General features: G+C 69.1%; 14 protein-coding genes. 8 read left to right on the top strand and 6 right to left on the bottom strand.

Annotation, left to right across the window (positions count from 1 at the left end; translation table 11 throughout):
* Positions 1-62 precede the first annotated feature (62 nt).
* Both OXS31_RS19900 and OXS31_RS19895 read left to right on the top strand, forming a co-directional pair.
* Positions 63-1,391 (top strand): bifunctional DedA family/phosphatase PAP2 family protein, encoded by a 1,329-nt coding sequence (locus tag OXS31_RS19900; RefSeq protein ID WP_267401486.1) that lies wholly within the window; start codon positions 63-65, stop codon positions 1,389-1,391.
* Positions 1,392-1,488: 97 nt separating this feature from the next.
* Positions 1,489-4,053 carry an ATP-binding protein gene (locus tag OXS31_RS19895; RefSeq protein WP_144947109.1) on the top strand — a complete coding sequence of 855 codons (2,565 nt, stop codon included), beginning with the start codon at positions 1,489-1,491 and terminating at the stop codon, positions 4,051-4,053.
* Between the two features lie 30 nt (positions 4,054-4,083).
* Here OXS31_RS19895 and bfr read toward each other — a convergent pair whose 3' ends face one another.
* The 6 genes from bfr to OXS31_RS19865 form a co-directional block, all read right to left on the bottom strand.
* Positions 4,084-4,581 (bottom strand): bacterioferritin, encoded by a 498-nt coding sequence (gene bfr, locus OXS31_RS19890; RefSeq protein WP_007159675.1) that lies wholly within the window; start codon positions 4,579-4,581, stop codon positions 4,084-4,086.
* A 120-nt stretch (positions 4,582-4,701) separates the two neighbouring features.
* A complete protein-coding gene (locus OXS31_RS19885; protein WP_027597213.1) occupies positions 4,702-5,592 on the bottom strand; it encodes a PA4780 family RIO1-like protein kinase in 891 nt (296 codons plus the stop codon).
* A gap of 150 nt (positions 5,593-5,742) precedes the next feature.
* On the bottom strand, positions 5,743-6,675 hold the full coding sequence (locus OXS31_RS19880; protein WP_074583873.1) for a biotin-dependent carboxyltransferase family protein: 933 nt from the start codon (positions 6,673-6,675) through the stop codon (positions 5,743-5,745).
* A complete protein-coding gene (gene pxpB / locus OXS31_RS19875; protein ID WP_267401485.1) occupies positions 6,672-7,349 on the bottom strand; it encodes a 5-oxoprolinase subunit PxpB in 678 nt (225 codons plus the stop codon). The genes OXS31_RS19880 and pxpB overlap by 4 nt, the downstream gene beginning before the upstream one ends.
* Positions 7,346-8,092, bottom strand: coding sequence for a 5-oxoprolinase subunit PxpA (locus tag OXS31_RS19870; protein ID WP_267401484.1), 747 nt, complete (start codon positions 8,090-8,092; stop codon positions 7,346-7,348). The genes pxpB and OXS31_RS19870 overlap by 4 nt, the downstream gene beginning before the upstream one ends.
* 105 nt (positions 8,093-8,197) lie before the next feature.
* Complete coding sequence (locus OXS31_RS19865) at positions 8,198-9,118, bottom strand: LysR family transcriptional regulator (protein WP_027597217.1); 921 nt, start codon at positions 9,116-9,118, stop codon at positions 8,198-8,200.
* A 272-nt stretch (positions 9,119-9,390) separates the two neighbouring features.
* Here OXS31_RS19865 and OXS31_RS19860 point away from each other — a divergent pair, with 272 nt between their 5' ends.
* The 6 genes from OXS31_RS19860 to OXS31_RS19835 all read left to right on the top strand — a co-directional run bounded on the left by OXS31_RS19860 (position 9,391) and on the right by OXS31_RS19835 (position 13,992).
* Complete coding sequence (locus tag OXS31_RS19860; RefSeq protein ID WP_027597218.1) at positions 9,391-10,098, top strand: DUF969 family protein; 708 nt, start codon at positions 9,391-9,393, stop codon at positions 10,096-10,098.
* Positions 10,095-11,045, top strand: a complete 951-nt coding sequence (locus tag OXS31_RS19855; protein ID WP_027597219.1) for a DUF979 domain-containing protein — start codon at positions 10,095-10,097, stop codon at positions 11,043-11,045. The genes OXS31_RS19860 and OXS31_RS19855 overlap by 4 nt, the downstream gene beginning before the upstream one ends.
* Positions 11,046-11,053: 8 nt before the next feature.
* Positions 11,054-11,692 carry a pyroglutamyl-peptidase I gene (gene pcp, locus OXS31_RS19850; protein ID WP_042136313.1) on the top strand — a complete coding sequence of 213 codons (639 nt, stop codon included), beginning with the start codon at positions 11,054-11,056 and terminating at the stop codon, positions 11,690-11,692.
* Positions 11,693-11,771: 79 nt separating this feature from the next.
* On the top strand, positions 11,772-13,124 hold the full coding sequence (locus tag OXS31_RS19845; protein WP_042136316.1) for an MATE family efflux transporter: 1,353 nt from the start codon (positions 11,772-11,774) through the stop codon (positions 13,122-13,124).
* Positions 13,125-13,188: 64 nt separating this feature from the next.
* Positions 13,189-13,326, top strand: coding sequence for a hypothetical protein (locus OXS31_RS19840; protein ID WP_007159685.1), 138 nt, complete (start codon positions 13,189-13,191; stop codon positions 13,324-13,326).
* 120 nt (positions 13,327-13,446) lie between these two features.
* Entirely contained in the window at positions 13,447-13,992 is a 546-nt protein-coding gene (locus tag OXS31_RS19835; protein WP_042136318.1) for a hypothetical protein, read from the top strand.
* The last annotated feature ends 75 nt before the right edge of the window (positions 13,993-14,067 follow it).

Below are 14,067 nucleotides of genomic sequence, written 5' to 3'. Positions count from 1 at the left end.
GGCAACCAAGGCTTTCCCCATGGGTCTGAGGACGCAACCCCCAGCCCCCAGGAAGCCTTTCGATGACGGAACTGCTAGACGGCCTGACCCAGTGGATCAACCAGCACCACCAGTGGCTGGGCGTGGCCATCTTCATCATCTCCTTTCTCGAGTGCCTGGCCCTGGCCGGGCTGGTGGTACCGGGCACGGTGATCCTGTTCGCCGTGGCCGTCGCCGCCGGCAATGGCGCGCTTAATCTCTTCGATACCCTGCTGCTGGGCTTTCTGGGCGGCATCCTTGGCGATGCGGTGTCCTACTTCATCGGCCGCCGCTTCCACGAGGGCATCCGCCGCCTTCCCGGCTTGCGCACCCATCCGGAATGGATCGGCTCGGCCGAGGGCTTCATCCACAGATACGGCGTGGCCAGTCTGCTGGTGGGTCGCTTCATCGGTCCGCTGCGCCCGCTGCTGCCGCTGATCGCCGGCATGCTGGACATGCCCCTGGTCAAATTCGTCAGTGTCAGCCTGGTGGCCGCCGCCGGCTGGTCCATCGCCTACCTCGGCCCGGGCTGGGTGACTGGCGCGGCCTTCCGCCTACCCTTGCCGGAAGGCTTCTGGCAGCAGGCCGGCATCATCCTCGGCGGCATCGCGGCGCTGGTGGCGGTCATCGCCCATGGTGCCTGGCGCGAGCGCGCCGGCACCACCCTGATCAGCGGCGCCCTCTGCCTGGCCGGGCTGCTGGCCCTGCTGTTCGGCTGGCACCACCTGCGCGCCTTCGACGAAGGCCTGATGGCGCTGGTGCAGGAGCATCGCGAGGGCTGGCTCAACCTGGTTGCCGTGGTCATCACCCGCATGGGCGATTTCCGTACCCAGCTGATCCTGGCCGCCGTGCTGATCCTGGTGCTGGCCGCCTTCCGCCAGTGGCGCCCGCTGCTGTTCGCCCTGGGCACCACTCTGGGGACCGCTCTGGCCAATGGCCAGTTGAAGAATCTGCTGGCCCGCGCGCGCCCCGATGTGCTCGCCGAACCCCTGACCACCTACAGCCTGCCCAGCGGCCACAGCTCGGCCTCCTTCGCCTTCTTCCTGACCCTGGGCATCCTCGTCGGCCGCCGCTATGGTCCGCGCGGGCGCCTCGCCTGGCTGGTGATCGCTGCCCTGCCGGCGGTGCTCATCGCCCTCAGCCGCGTCTACCTGGGCGTGCACTGGCCCACCGACATCCTGGCCGGCGCCCTGCTCGCCGGCGGTTTCTGCGGCCTGAGCCTGGCGCTGTTGCAGAGGACCGGCGGCAATCGCCTGGAGCCGATCCCGCCGCGGACCTGGTGGGTGCTGCTGCCCCTGGTCGTACTGGTGCTGGCCTTCGCCGCCGGCTGGGCCCTGCCCGAAGCCATCGAGCGCTATGCGCCCCGGTTGTAAGGCCGCGGCCGAAAAAATCCGCGCCTGGTCCTGCAGTTCCGGTTCGATTGTGGTCTGAACGGCTGGAACTACGGCGGTGGGTGGGGAGACACGATAGATGGCAGCGCAGCTTGCCGACTGGAACGAACTGGACTTTCTCGCCGGCGGTGGCGAGATGGGCGCCCGGCTGCGCAGTCACGACTGGTCGGAATCCCCTCTGGGCCCGCCTTCTCAGTGGCCGCAATCTCTCAGGTCCGCACTGAGCATCTGCCTGAATTCCAGCTTTCCCACCGCCATCTACTGGGGCCCCGACCTGCTGCTGCTCTATAACGATGCCTGGGCGCCGATTCCCGCCGAGCGGCATCCCTGGGCCCTGGGTCGCCCGGCGCAGGAGGTCTGGCAGGACATCTGGCCGGTGGTGGGGCCGCAGTTCGGGCAGGTCCTGAGCAGCGGCCAGGGCTTTTCGGTATTCGACCAGCTGCTGCCGATGCTGCGCCAGGGGGTGGTCACCGAGACCTACTGGAACTACAGCTTCACCCCGATCCGTGGCGAAGGCGGCGAGATCGCCGGGATCTTCAACCAGGGCCACGAGACCACCCAGCGCATCCTCGACGAGCGCCGTCGGGCCGCGGATGCCGCCCGCCAGCGGCGGATGTTCGAGCAGGCGCCCGGCTTCGTCGCCATCGTGCGCGGCCCGGATCACGTCTTCGACTTCGTCAACGTCGCCTACAGCCGCCTGTTCGATGGCCGGCCCCGCGAAGGCCTGACGGTGCGCGAGGTCTTTCCCGAATTGCACAATCAGGGCTACTTCGAGTGGCTCGAACAGGTCTATCGCAGCGGTCGCCGCTTCGTCGCCGAGCACCAGCCCCTGCGCCTGGAAACCGCGGGCGAACCGGTCCGCACCCTGTACCTGGATTTCATCTACGAACCCCTGACCGACGAAACCGGCCAGGTGATCGGCATCTTCTGCCAGGGGCAGGACGTCACCGAAGCCCATCTGGCGCGCGCCGCGCTGGAGGCCAGCGAACGACGCTTCCGCACCGCCCTGGAAATCGAGACGGTGGGCGCCCTCTGCTTCGATGCCGAGGGGCGGCTGATCGATGCCAATGACGCCTTCCTGCGCATGAGCGGCCATGACCGCGAGGACCTGGCCGCCGGGCGCATCGCCTGGCCCGCACCGCTACTGCCCCATGCCGACGCTCAGGTGCCGCCCGAGGAGCGCAGCTATCGGCGCCGCGACGGCTCGACCGGCTGGGCGCTGGTGGCCGCCAAGCGCCTGCCCGATGGCAGCGCCTTCGAATTCCTGGTCGACATCAGCGACCGCAAGCAGGCCGAGGCCGAGTTGCGCGAGGAAACCCGCACCCTCGAAGCCCTCAAGCGCATCGACACGGAGTTGGCCAGCCAGCTGGATCTGGCGCACCTGGTGCAGACCGTGACCGATGCCGGAGTGGAGTTGACGGGCGCGGAATTCGGCGCCTACTTTCATCAACGCCATGAAGAAGGTGGCGGACGTCTGCAGCGCTTCACCCTGTCCGGCGTCGAGCGGGACCTTTTCGAGCAGATCGGAGAATCCGCTGCCACCACCCTGTTCGTCACCACCCTGGGCAGCGCGGGCGTGGTCCGCAGTGACGACCTGGCGAGCGACCCACAGCTCGGCCACGTCCTGGCGCCGCAAGGCCGCGCGAGTCGGCTGCCGGTGCGCAGCTATCTGGCCGTCGCGGTGGTGGCCCGCAGTGGCGCAGTGCTGGGCGGGCTGGGCTTCGGCCATCCGGAGCCGGGGCGCTTCAACGCCCGCCACGAACGCCTGATGGTCGCCCTGGCCGCTCGCGCGGCCATCGCCATCGAGCAGGCCCAGCTGTTCCAGGCGGTGCGGACCGCCAACGAGACCCTCGAACAGCGTGTCATCGAGCGCACCGCCGAACTGACCCAGGCGCAGCAGGCGCTGCACCAGGCGCAGAAGATGGAGGCCATCGGCCAGTTGACCGGCGGCATCGCCCACGACTTCAACAACCTGCTGGCCGGCATCATCGGCAGCCTGGAGCTGATCGAGCGCCGCCTGCAGCAGCACCGGACCGACCAGCTCGACCGGCTGCTCGGTGGCGCCCAGGCCTACGCCGCACGCGCGGCCTCCCTGACCCAGCGGCTGCTGGCCTTTTCCCGGCGGCAGACCCTGGAACCCAAGCCCACCGACGTCAACGAGCTGATGCTGGCCATGGAAGAGCTGATCCGCCGCAGCGTCGGCCCGGCGATCGAGGTGCAGGCCGAGCCGGCGGAGCCGCTCTGGTCGACGGTGATCGATGCCGTGCAACTGGAAAGCGCCCTGCTCAACCTGGCGATCAACGCCCGGGACGCCATGCCCCAGGGCGGCCAGCTGCGGCTGTCCACGGCCAATCTGCCGGAGGATGCGCCGGAGCGGCCGGAGGACCTGCCAGCAGGCGATTACGTGAGAGTCAAGGTGAGCGACACCGGGACCGGCATCGCGCCGGAGATCCTGGAGCGGATCTTCGATCCCTTCTTTACCACCAAGCCGCCGGGTCAGGGCACCGGACTGGGCCTGTCGATGGTGCACGGCTTCGTGCACCAGTCGGGTGGCCAGATCCAGATCGACACCACGCCGGGCGTGGGGACCTGCATCTCAATTTATCTGCCACGGGCGCCGGAGGACGACGCCCGCACGTCCTGAGCGACGCCCAGCGGCGCCGCTCGGCCGACCTCAGAGGCCGGCGCCATGGGGCGTGGTGCCGCCCTTCATCTGCGATTGCAGGTAGTTCTGCAGACCGATCTTGTCGATCAGGCCCAGCTGCTGCTCCAGCCAGTAGGCGTGGTCTTCCTCGGTGTCTTCCAGCTGCACCACCAGGATCTCGCGGGTCACGAAATCCTTGTGCTGGTTGCACAGGGCCACGCCCTGGGCCAGGGCTTCGCGTACCTCGTACTCCAGCGCCAGGTCCGCGCGCAGCATCTCCGGTACGGTCTGGCCGACGGTGATGGCGTTGGGACGCATGTCCGGCGTGCCCTCGAGGAAGAGGATGCGGCGCAGCAGGGCATCGGCGTGCTGGGTTTCCTCTTCCATCTCGTGGCCGATCCGCTCGTACAGGCGCATCAGGCCCCAGTCCTCGTACATCCGCGAGTGGATGAAGTACTGGTCGCGCGCCGCCAGCTCGCCGCGCAGCAGCTGGTTGAGGTAGTTGATGACGTCCGGATGGCCTTGCATGAAAAGAGTCCTGTGCTGTTCAGTGCCCAGTTTAGCGCGCTGGCGCCCGGAGGACGCCGTTCATCGCCCGACCACTGGGGCCGTTCGTCTCATCGCAGCGCTAATCGTTCTACTTAACGATCAGCTTAGCCAGGGCGGCGGCGGTTCTTCGCGCACGCTGGGCTCGTCCTGCTCGCGCCGCGCGGCCTGGCGACGCTCCTCGTCGCGCCGGGCGGCCTCGATCTCGCGCATCACCGCATGGACGTCGGCCTGGCCTTCGCGTTCGACGAATTCGCCGGTCAGGCGGGTATTGGCGAACAGCTCGCCCTTCTCGAACAGCGCCCACATCTCCGGCGCATAGCGGGTCTTGCGCAATTCCGGGGCGAAGCGACCGAAATACAGCGCCATGTTCTCCACGTCCCGCGCCAGCAGGCGGAAGGCGTGGTTGTTGCCGGCGGCGTCCACCGCCTGAGGCAGGTCGATGATCACCGGGCCGTCCTCGGCCAGCAGCACGTTGAATTCGGAAAGGTCGCCGTGGACCAGGCCAGCGCAGAGCATGCGCACGATCTGGCCGATCATCAGCTCGTGGTAGCGCAGCGCTTCCTCGGCGGTGAGGGTCACGTCGTTGAGCCGCGGCGCGGCCTCGCCATTACCGTCGGTGACCAGGTCCATCAGCAGCACGCCATCGAGGAAGTCGTGGGGCTTGGGCACCCGCACCCCAGCATCGGCCAGGCGATAGAGCGCCGTCACCTCGGCGTTCTGCCAGTTGTCCTCGCGCTCGCGGCGACCGAACTTAGAGCCCTTGGCCATGGCGCGGTTTTCCCGACTGCCACGCACCTTGCGCCCCTCCTGATACTCGGCGGCCTGGCGGAAGCTGCGCTTGTCGGCCTCCTTGTAGACCTTGGCGCAACGTACCTGGCTGCCGCAGCGAACCACGTAGACCGCCGCTTCCTTGCCACTCATCAGGGGCCGTATCACCTCATCGACCAAGCCGTCCTCGATCAGCGGCTCGATGCGTTTGGGAGTTTTCATCGCCGGTTCCAGCTCCTTCTTGTCGGTCGTCTCAGGGGGACGTGTGAGGCAAGTTTCAAGCCAGACGCCGAGAAAGGGAAGTCGGCGTCGCCCCTGAGCGTGCGACTCATCGAAGCGGACAAGATTCCTCAGCCGTGACCGGTTGCATCGTCAGCCGCCGAAGAAGGCCAGGAACCGCCGCCACTCGGCCTGGGCCTCGGCCAGCTCCACCGGGGCGAAGCGCACCTCGTGATGGGCCGGGCACTGGGCCAGGCGCGCCAGGTCCAGCGGGTGGATGAAGCCCAGCAGCGGATAGCCGCCCATGGTCTGGCGATCGGCCATGAGCACGATGGGCTGGCCATCGGGCGGCACCTGGATGGCACCGGTCACCACGCCCAGCGACCACTGGCGACGCGGGGGCGCCAGGGGCACCTCGCCGGCCAGGCGGATGCCCATGCGATCGGACTGCGGGCTGATGCGCCAGGACTGCGTGCAGAGCGCCTGCTGCTGCGCCGGGCCGAAGGCCTCGGCGTCGCCACCGAGGATCACCCGCAGGGTCGGCACCTCGCGATAGTCCGGCACGAAACGCGCGGCCGGGCCGCAGCCGTGGGCATGCAGCGCGCTCACCGCCGCGCAGCCCAGCCGCTGGCCGGCCGCCAGCGGCGCGCCCTGGCCCTCCAGCCCGCCCAGGCCTTCGCGCCGGTTGCTGGCCACGCTCCCCAGCGTCGCCGGCGCCTGGAAGCCGCCACCGGCGGCGGCCAGGTAGGCGCGCTGCCCGGACTGGGCGAAGCCCAGGCGCAAGCGCGCGCCAGCCCTTACCGGAAAACACGACCAGGCCGGCAGGGGCTCGCCATCCAGGCGGGCATCCAGCGGCGCACCGGTCAGCGCCAGCCAGGTATCGGTCTCGATCTCGAATTCGGCGCCGCCCAGGGCGATCTCCAGCAGCGGCGCCGCGACCGGATTGCCCACCAGGCGATTGGCCCAGCGCGCGGCATGGCCGTCCATGGGCCCCGAGGGCGCTACCCCCAGGTGTTGCCAGCCCTGGCGCCCCAGATCCTGCAGCAGGGTCAGGGGACCGGGTTTGATGACCTGCAGTCCGCTCATGGCTGACCTCCCTGGGCGCGAAAGGCCGCTTCGTCGACGGGTACGAAGCGCACCCGATCACCGGGTGCCAGCAGGCACGGCGGCTCGGCCCGGGCATCGAAGACCGTCCACAGGCAGCGACCGATGAGATTCCAGCCGCCCGGCGAAGCCTGGGGATAGACGGCGGTCTGGCGCTCGGCGATGGCCAGGCTGCCGGCGGGTACGTGGGTCCGCGGCGTGCTGCGCCGGGGCAGCGCCAGGCGTTCGTCCAGTTCGCCGAGAAAGGCGAAGCCCGGCATGAAGCCGATGGCGCCCACCTGATAGTCACGACCGCTGTGCAGAGTGATGACCTCGCCCTCGCTCAGGCCACAGCGCTCGGCCACCTCGGCCAGATCGGGGCCGGCATAGAGCGTCGGCACCTGGTGCAGGCGCCCGCCCTCGCCCGCTGGCGCGGCGCCCGGCCAGTCGGCCAGCAGGGGGTCGAGGCCGGCCTGCAGCTCGGCCAGGGTCAAGCGCAGGGGATCGTAGTGCACCAGCAGGCTGGTCCAGCCCGCCACCAGATCGGTCACCGCCGGGCCGAAGCGCTGGCGAATCCGCTCGCCCAGGCGGGCGATGCGCGGCGGCAGCTCGGCATCGGGATGCTCGGCCAGTTCGAGCAGCAGCGCCGCAACGCCAAAAGGCTTGCAGACGATCATAGGGCGTCCAGGGCGGCGCGCAGCCGCCGTAGTACCGCCAGGGATTCGGCGTTATCACCATGCACGCAGAGGCTGTCGGCCTGCAGCCGCATGGGCTGGCCATCGAAACCGGGAAAGTCTTCGCCGCGGGCGATGGCGACGGCCTGGGCGAGGATGCGTTCGGGGTCGTGATGGACAGCCCCGACCTGGCCACGCGGAGCCAGGGAGCCGTCGGCCAGATAGGCGCGATCGGCGAAGGCTTCCAGCAGCAGCGGCACCCCGGCGGCTTCGGCCAGCCGGCGCTCGCGATCATTGTCGGCCCTGGCCAGCACCATCAGCGGCAGTCCCTGGCGATAGCGGGCGCAGGCGGAGAGCGCGGCGCTCAACAGGGCATCGTCCTTGACCAGGGCGTTGTAGAGGGCGCCATGGGGCTTCACGTACTCGACGCGCACGCCTGCGGCGCGGCAGAAGGCGTCTAGGGCGCCGATCTGGTAGAGGATCATGGCTTCCACCTCAGGCGGGGTGCAGGCCATGGGTCGCCGACCGAAGCCCACCAGATCGGGATAGGCCGGATGGGCGCCGATCTGCACGCCGTTGGCCACCGCCAGGGTCACGGCTTGCTGCATGGTCAGGGGATCGGCGGCATGGAAGCCGCAGGCCAGGTTGGCCTGATCGACCAGGGGAATGGCATGGGCGTCGTCACCCATGGACCAGGCACCGTAGCTTTCACCGGAATCGCAATTGAGCAGCAGGCGAGCGGGCATGACAGGATCCTCTGAGAAGGTAGCTCGAGTGTCGGAAAGCCGGAGCGCCGCTGTCCAACAAAAGATTCCGGGCGCTGGCGATAAGAAGCTGTTGAAACACCTTGGCTAGACCAGCACCGGCAAGGCGCGCTCCGGCCCCAGCCGCGTGCACCAGTCGGCCACCACCGTCTGGCTCAGGGCCACCACCGCCTCGCTCAGCGCCAGGCCGGCGCCGCCATGCCAGCTGGCCTGGACATCGAAGGGCGGCGGGCCGGCCAGCGGCAGGGGCATGAGACTGCCGCGGGCCAATTCCTCGATCACCAGGGCCGGCGGCAGGGCGCCGATACCGAAGCCCTCGCCCATCAGCTTGATGATGGCCGCCACCGAGTTGATGCAACAGACCCGCGGTTCGGCGATGCCCTCGCGCTGGAGCAGGCCGAGGATGTCCTGGTGCGGGCGGGAATGGCGGGAAAAGGTGATCAGCCGTTCGCCCGCCAGTTCGGCCAGATTTGCGTAGGGCCGCGCCAGGTGGCTGTCGCTGGCCACCAGCCAGCGCACCGGATAGCTGGCCAGGTGCAGATTGCGGATGCCCTCGGCGCGCAGGAGATCGGTCTGGAAGATCAGGTCGAGCTGCCCCCGCGCCAGCTGCTCGGCCAGATTCAGCGCCGTGTCCGCGGTCAATTCCAGCTCGATGGCCGGATAGGTCTGGGTGACCGCGGCGATCAGTTGGTCCAGCCAGCTGTGGATCACCGTATCCATCACCCCGATGCGCAGGCGGCCCTCCAGGGTCTGGCCATGGCCCAGGGCCTCGTGCAGCTCGCGCTGGGTGGCCAGCATCCGTTCGGCGTAGCCCAGTACCCGATGGCCCTCGGCGGTCAGGCTCACGCCGCGGGAGTCGCGCAGGAACAGTTGCACGCCCAGTTCGCTCTCCAGCACGGCGATGCGACTGGAAATGGCCGCCTGGGTGGTGGACAGCTTTTCCGCCGTCAGGCGGAAACTGCCCAGGCGGGCGACCCAGACGAAGGTATCGAGAAAGCGCAGATTCATGGGGACCTCGACAAGGCTACCCCGCCACTTTACCCCCACCGGCGAGCTTGTCTGCCCCGCTTTTCCCTATCGGCGGCGAACAGTTTTATTTGCTGGACGCCAGCTCCGCCGGCGGCGAAAGATGCCAGCCGGCGTTATGCCAAGTGACGTCTGACAACAATAACGAGCGGTGCCGCGGGCACTGCCTGGATCAGCCGAAGCCGCCCGCGGCTTCCTACCGTCCGCCGCACCGTCTGCCCGGAGCGCGGTGGACCCGCTGGAGACATCCACCTATGCAAACCACCGTCAACCTCTGGCCGCTGCTGGGCGTGCTGGTCATCGTGGTCGGCTTCGTGCTGAGGTTCAATCCGCTGCTGGTCGTCGCCCTGGCCGCCGTGGCCACCGGGATCGCCGCCCAGTTCAGCCCCGAGGCGCTGCTCGCCGCCATCGGCACCGGCTTCATCAAGGCGCGCGCCCTGCCGCTGATCATCCTGCTGCCGCTGGCGGTGATCGGCCTGCTCGAACGCCACGGCCTGCGCCTGCATGCGCAGAACTGGATCGCCCGCTTTCGCAACGCCACCGTCGGCCGCCTGCTGATCTTCTACCTCTTCGTCCGCGAGACCACCGCCGCCCTGGGGCTGACCAGCCTCGGCGGCCATCCGCAGATGGTCCGTCCGCTACTGGCGCCCATGGCCGAAGGCACCGCCGAAAAACTCCATGGCCGCCTGCCCGAGGCCCTGCGCCAGCGGCTGCTGGCCTTTTGCGCTGCCACCGACAATGTCGGCCTGTTCTTTGGCGAGGACATCTTCGTCGCCTTTGGCGCCATCGCCCTGATGCACACCTTCCTGCTCGGTGCCGGACTCGATGTCGAACCCCTGCACATCGCCCTCTGGGGCATTCCCACGGCGCTCTGCGCCTTCTTCATCCACGCCCTGCGCCTGCACCGCTTCGATCGCCAGCTCTATCGCGAGCTGACCGCGAACCGGGAGGTGCGGCCATGATCCTGTCGATCCAGTACCTGTTCTGGCTGGCCGGCGCCATCCTGGCGCTGACCGCGGTCATGACTCTGGCCGATCGTCAGCACCCCAAGCGCTGGACCAGCGGCCTGTTCTGGGGCCTGTTCAGCCTGGTCTTCCTGATCGGCGATCGCCTGCCACCCGCCTGGGTGGGCGCCGGGGTGCTGCTGATGGCGGTGCTCGCCGGCTGCGGTGCGGTGGGCAGCGGTCATCACGCCAGTCGTCCTGAACGCGAGACCCGTGCCAGCGCCGGCCGCCTGGGCAATCGCCTGTTCATTCCGGCACTGGCCATTCCCGTGGTGACGGTGATCGGCAGCGTCCTGCTTAAGGATGTGCAGATCGCCGGCCTGCCGCTGCTCGACCCGAAGAACGTCACCTTCGTCTCCCTCGGCCTGGGCGCCCTGGTGGCCCTGGCGCTGGCCTGCTGGCTGACCCGCGACACCCCGATCCAGGCGATGCGCGAATCGCGGCGCCTGACCGATGCCCTGGGCTGGTCGCTGGTGCTGCCCCAGGCCCTGGCCATGCTCGGCCTGGTCTTTACCGACGCCGGCGTCGGCAAGGCGGTGGCGCACCTGGCCACCGCCTACGTGGCCCTCGACCTGCGCCTGGTGGCGGTGGTGGTCTATGTGGTGGGCATGGCCGCCTTCACCGTCATCATGGGCAACGGCTTCGCCGCCTTCCCGGTGATGACCGGCGGCATCGGCGTGCCGGTGCTGGTGGGCGTCTACCACGCCGATCCGGCGGTGATGGCCGCCATCGGCATGTTCTCCGGCTACTGCGGCACCCTGATGACGCCCATGGCGGCCAACTTCAACATCGTGCCGGCGGCCCTGCTGGAGCTGGACGACAAGAATGCCGTGATCAAGGCCCAGGTCCCCACCGCCCTGGCGGTGCTGGCCTGCAACGTGGTGCTGCTCTATCTGCTGATGTGAGGTATCCCATGACCCTGTTGCTCACCGGCTTCGCGCCCTTTGGCGGCGAGACCCTCAACCCCTCCTGGGAAGCCGTGCGCCGGCTGGATGGCGAGTGCCTCGGCGATCTGCCGGTGGTCGCGGCGCAGCTGCCGACCGAATTCGGCACCGCGCTCCGGGTGCTGGATGAGCTGCTCGAGCGCCATCGCCCGACCCTGGTGGTGGCGGTCGGCCAGGCCGGCGGGCGGGCCGAGCTGTCGCTGGAGCGCATCGCCATCAACGTCGACGACGCCCGCATCCCCGACAACGCCGGACGCCAGCCCATCGACGAGCCGGTGGTGGCCGATGGCCCGGCGGCCTATTTCAGCACCCTGCCGATCAAGGCCATGACCCGGGTCCTGCGCGACGCCGGCATTCCCGCGGCGGTGTCCCAGACCGCCGGTACCTTCGTCTGCAACCACGTCTTCTACGGCCTGCAGCATCGCCTGCAGGGCAGCGGGGTACGCGGCGGCTTCATCCATATCCCCTATCTGCCGGCCCAGGCCGCCGCTCAGCCCGGCGCGCCGTCCATGGCCCTGGAGACCCTGATCGCCGGTCTGCGCCTGGCGCTCACCTGCGCGGCGACCACCCGGGCGGACCTGCGCGAAGGCGGCGGCCAACTGGACTGATCCCCGCAGGCGCTGCGGCGGAGGACCACCCGGGCCGGCTGGCCTACAATGCCCCCTCCGCCGCCGCTGCGATTAGCCCATGTCCACCCTGCTTGCCGACTGGCGTCACCCCCTGCTGCACCGCCGCGTCTGGGCCCTGGCCGCGCCGATGATCCTGTCCAATCTCAGCGTGCCGCTGGTGACCCTGGTCGACAGCGCCATCGCCGGTCATCTGCCCGAAGCCCGTCAGCTCGCCGCGGTGGCCATGGGCGGCGCCTTCTACACCGCCCTGCTGGGCATCCTCGGCTTCCTGCGCATGGGCACCACCGGCTTCGCCGCCCAGGCCAGCGGCCGCCGCGACGGCGCCGCTCTGCGCCAGATCCTCCTGCAGGCCGGCCTGCTCGGGCTGGGTCTGTCGCTGCTCCTGCTGCTGGCCGCCAGCCTGGCGCTGGAACCGCTGCTTGCCTGGCTCGGCCTGGATCCCGCCTTCGCCGACCTGGCCGCGCGCTTCCTGCACCTGCGCCTGCTCGGCCTGCCCGCGGCGCTGCTCAGCTACGCGGTAATCGGCTGGCTGCTCGGCACCCAGGATGCGCGCACGCCGCTGGTGCTGCTGCTCACCACCAATGCCCTGAACCTGCTGCTGGTAACCGGCTTCGTGCTGGGTCTCGGCGCCGGGGTGCAAGGCATCGCCCTGGCCTCGGTGCTGGCGGAATGGAGCGGCATGCTGCTCGGCCTCTGGCTGGTGCTGCGCCGCCTGCGGCTGTGGCCCGGCCGGATCGATCGCCCGGCGCTGCGCCGCCTCGCCAGCTGGCGGCCGCTGCTGGCGGTCAATCGCGACATCTTCATCCGCTCCCTGGCGCTGCAGGCGGTGTTCCTGCTGTTCGCCGCCCAGGGCGCCCAGCTGGGCGAGACCACGGTGGCGGTCAACGCCCTGCTGCTCAATGGCCTGCTGGTCACCGCCTTCGCCCTCGACGGCCTCGCCCATGCGGTGGAGGCCCTGGCCGGCCATGCCCTGGGCGCCCACGAGGGCGCCACCCTGCGCCGGGTGCTGGTGATCGCCGGTGGCTGGTCACTGCTGGCCAGCCTCGGCTTCGCCCTGGCCTTCGCCCTCGGCGGCGATCTGTTCATCGCCCTGCAGAGCGACATCGTCGCGGTACGCGAGGCGGCTCACGCCTACCTGCCCTATCTGGCCGTGCTGCCGCTGATCGCCATGGTCAGCTACCTGCTGGATGGCCTCTTCATCGGCGCCACCCGCGCCCGGGAGATGCGCAACTCGATGCTGCTGGCCCTGTTGCTGGCGCTGCCGCTCGGCTGGCTGCTGCGCGGCCTCGGTAACCACGGCCTGTGGCTGGCCTTTCTTGCCTTCATGGCGCTGCGCGGCCTGATCTCCGCCCTGCTCGCCTGGCGCCTGGCCCACCGCGAAGGCTGGCTCAGCGACGACGGCAGCGCCTGACGCTGCGGAACCGCCGGGTCGGCGCCCCCCTCAAAGTCGGACATCCCCTGCCGAGAGCGCTGCCATGAGCGAAGACACCCGCGATCAGGAACCCCTGGACACCCCCGCCGACGGCGACGACGTCCCCGAGCACCAGAAGCCGGAAAATCTGGAAAAGCTCAAGGATTACGGCAAGGACCAGATTCCGCCCGGCATCGCCTGACGCCAACCCTGAACCTCTCGACAAAAGCCGTCGACAGCGGTGGCAAAGCCCCGGCGGAGCTCTTAGCATCCGTCGGGTTGAGTGGGCCCAAGGGCCTTCGTGAAGGGAATCCGGATCACCATGACCGCCAGGTCCTACCTGTCGCCTCTGCGCGCGCCCCTGTTGGCGCTACTGGCGCTTGTCCCGGCGCTGGCTCAGGCCGTCGACGGCTACGCCGGGATCGCCTTCGGCACCGAGCAGAAAGCCTTTCTGGCGAGAAAGCTCTGCACCTTCCAGCCGCGCAAGATCGACGTCGTTGGCGTCGAGTATTTCGAATGCACCGACCTGACCTTCGCCGGTGAAAAGGTCGAGGCCGGCGCCTTCTTCATCGATGGCCGCTTCCTGCGCCTGTCCATCGTCACGCCCCTGGCGCAGTCCTTCCTGATCGCCGAAGGCCTCACCCAGAAATACGGCAAGCCCTCTTCCCAGTCGTCGGCCGCCGCCTTCGAGCGCCTGACCCAGGACGACGACGCCCAGGCCTATCTGGCCTTCGACCACGACACCGTCGTCTACAAGTTCAGCGCCCAGGCGGCACGCAAGAAGCAGGTCCTGCTGATCTATACCTCGCCGCGCTACGAGCCCCTGCTCAAGGAGAAGCAGCTGCAGTTCGTCAAAGACTCTCTCTAAACATCCGGTTACAGCTCGTCGGACAATTGGGCCTTTGGCCATCAAAGTGTTGCCCCGTTCACGTATGGCCGGAAA

The organism is Pseudomonas sp. GM_Psu_1 (genome assembly GCF_026544185.1).
GTDB lineage: Bacteria > Pseudomonadota > Gammaproteobacteria > Pseudomonadales > Pseudomonadaceae > Chryseomonas > Chryseomonas oryzihabitans.
This window is presented reverse-complemented; position numbering and strand designations above follow the sequence as displayed.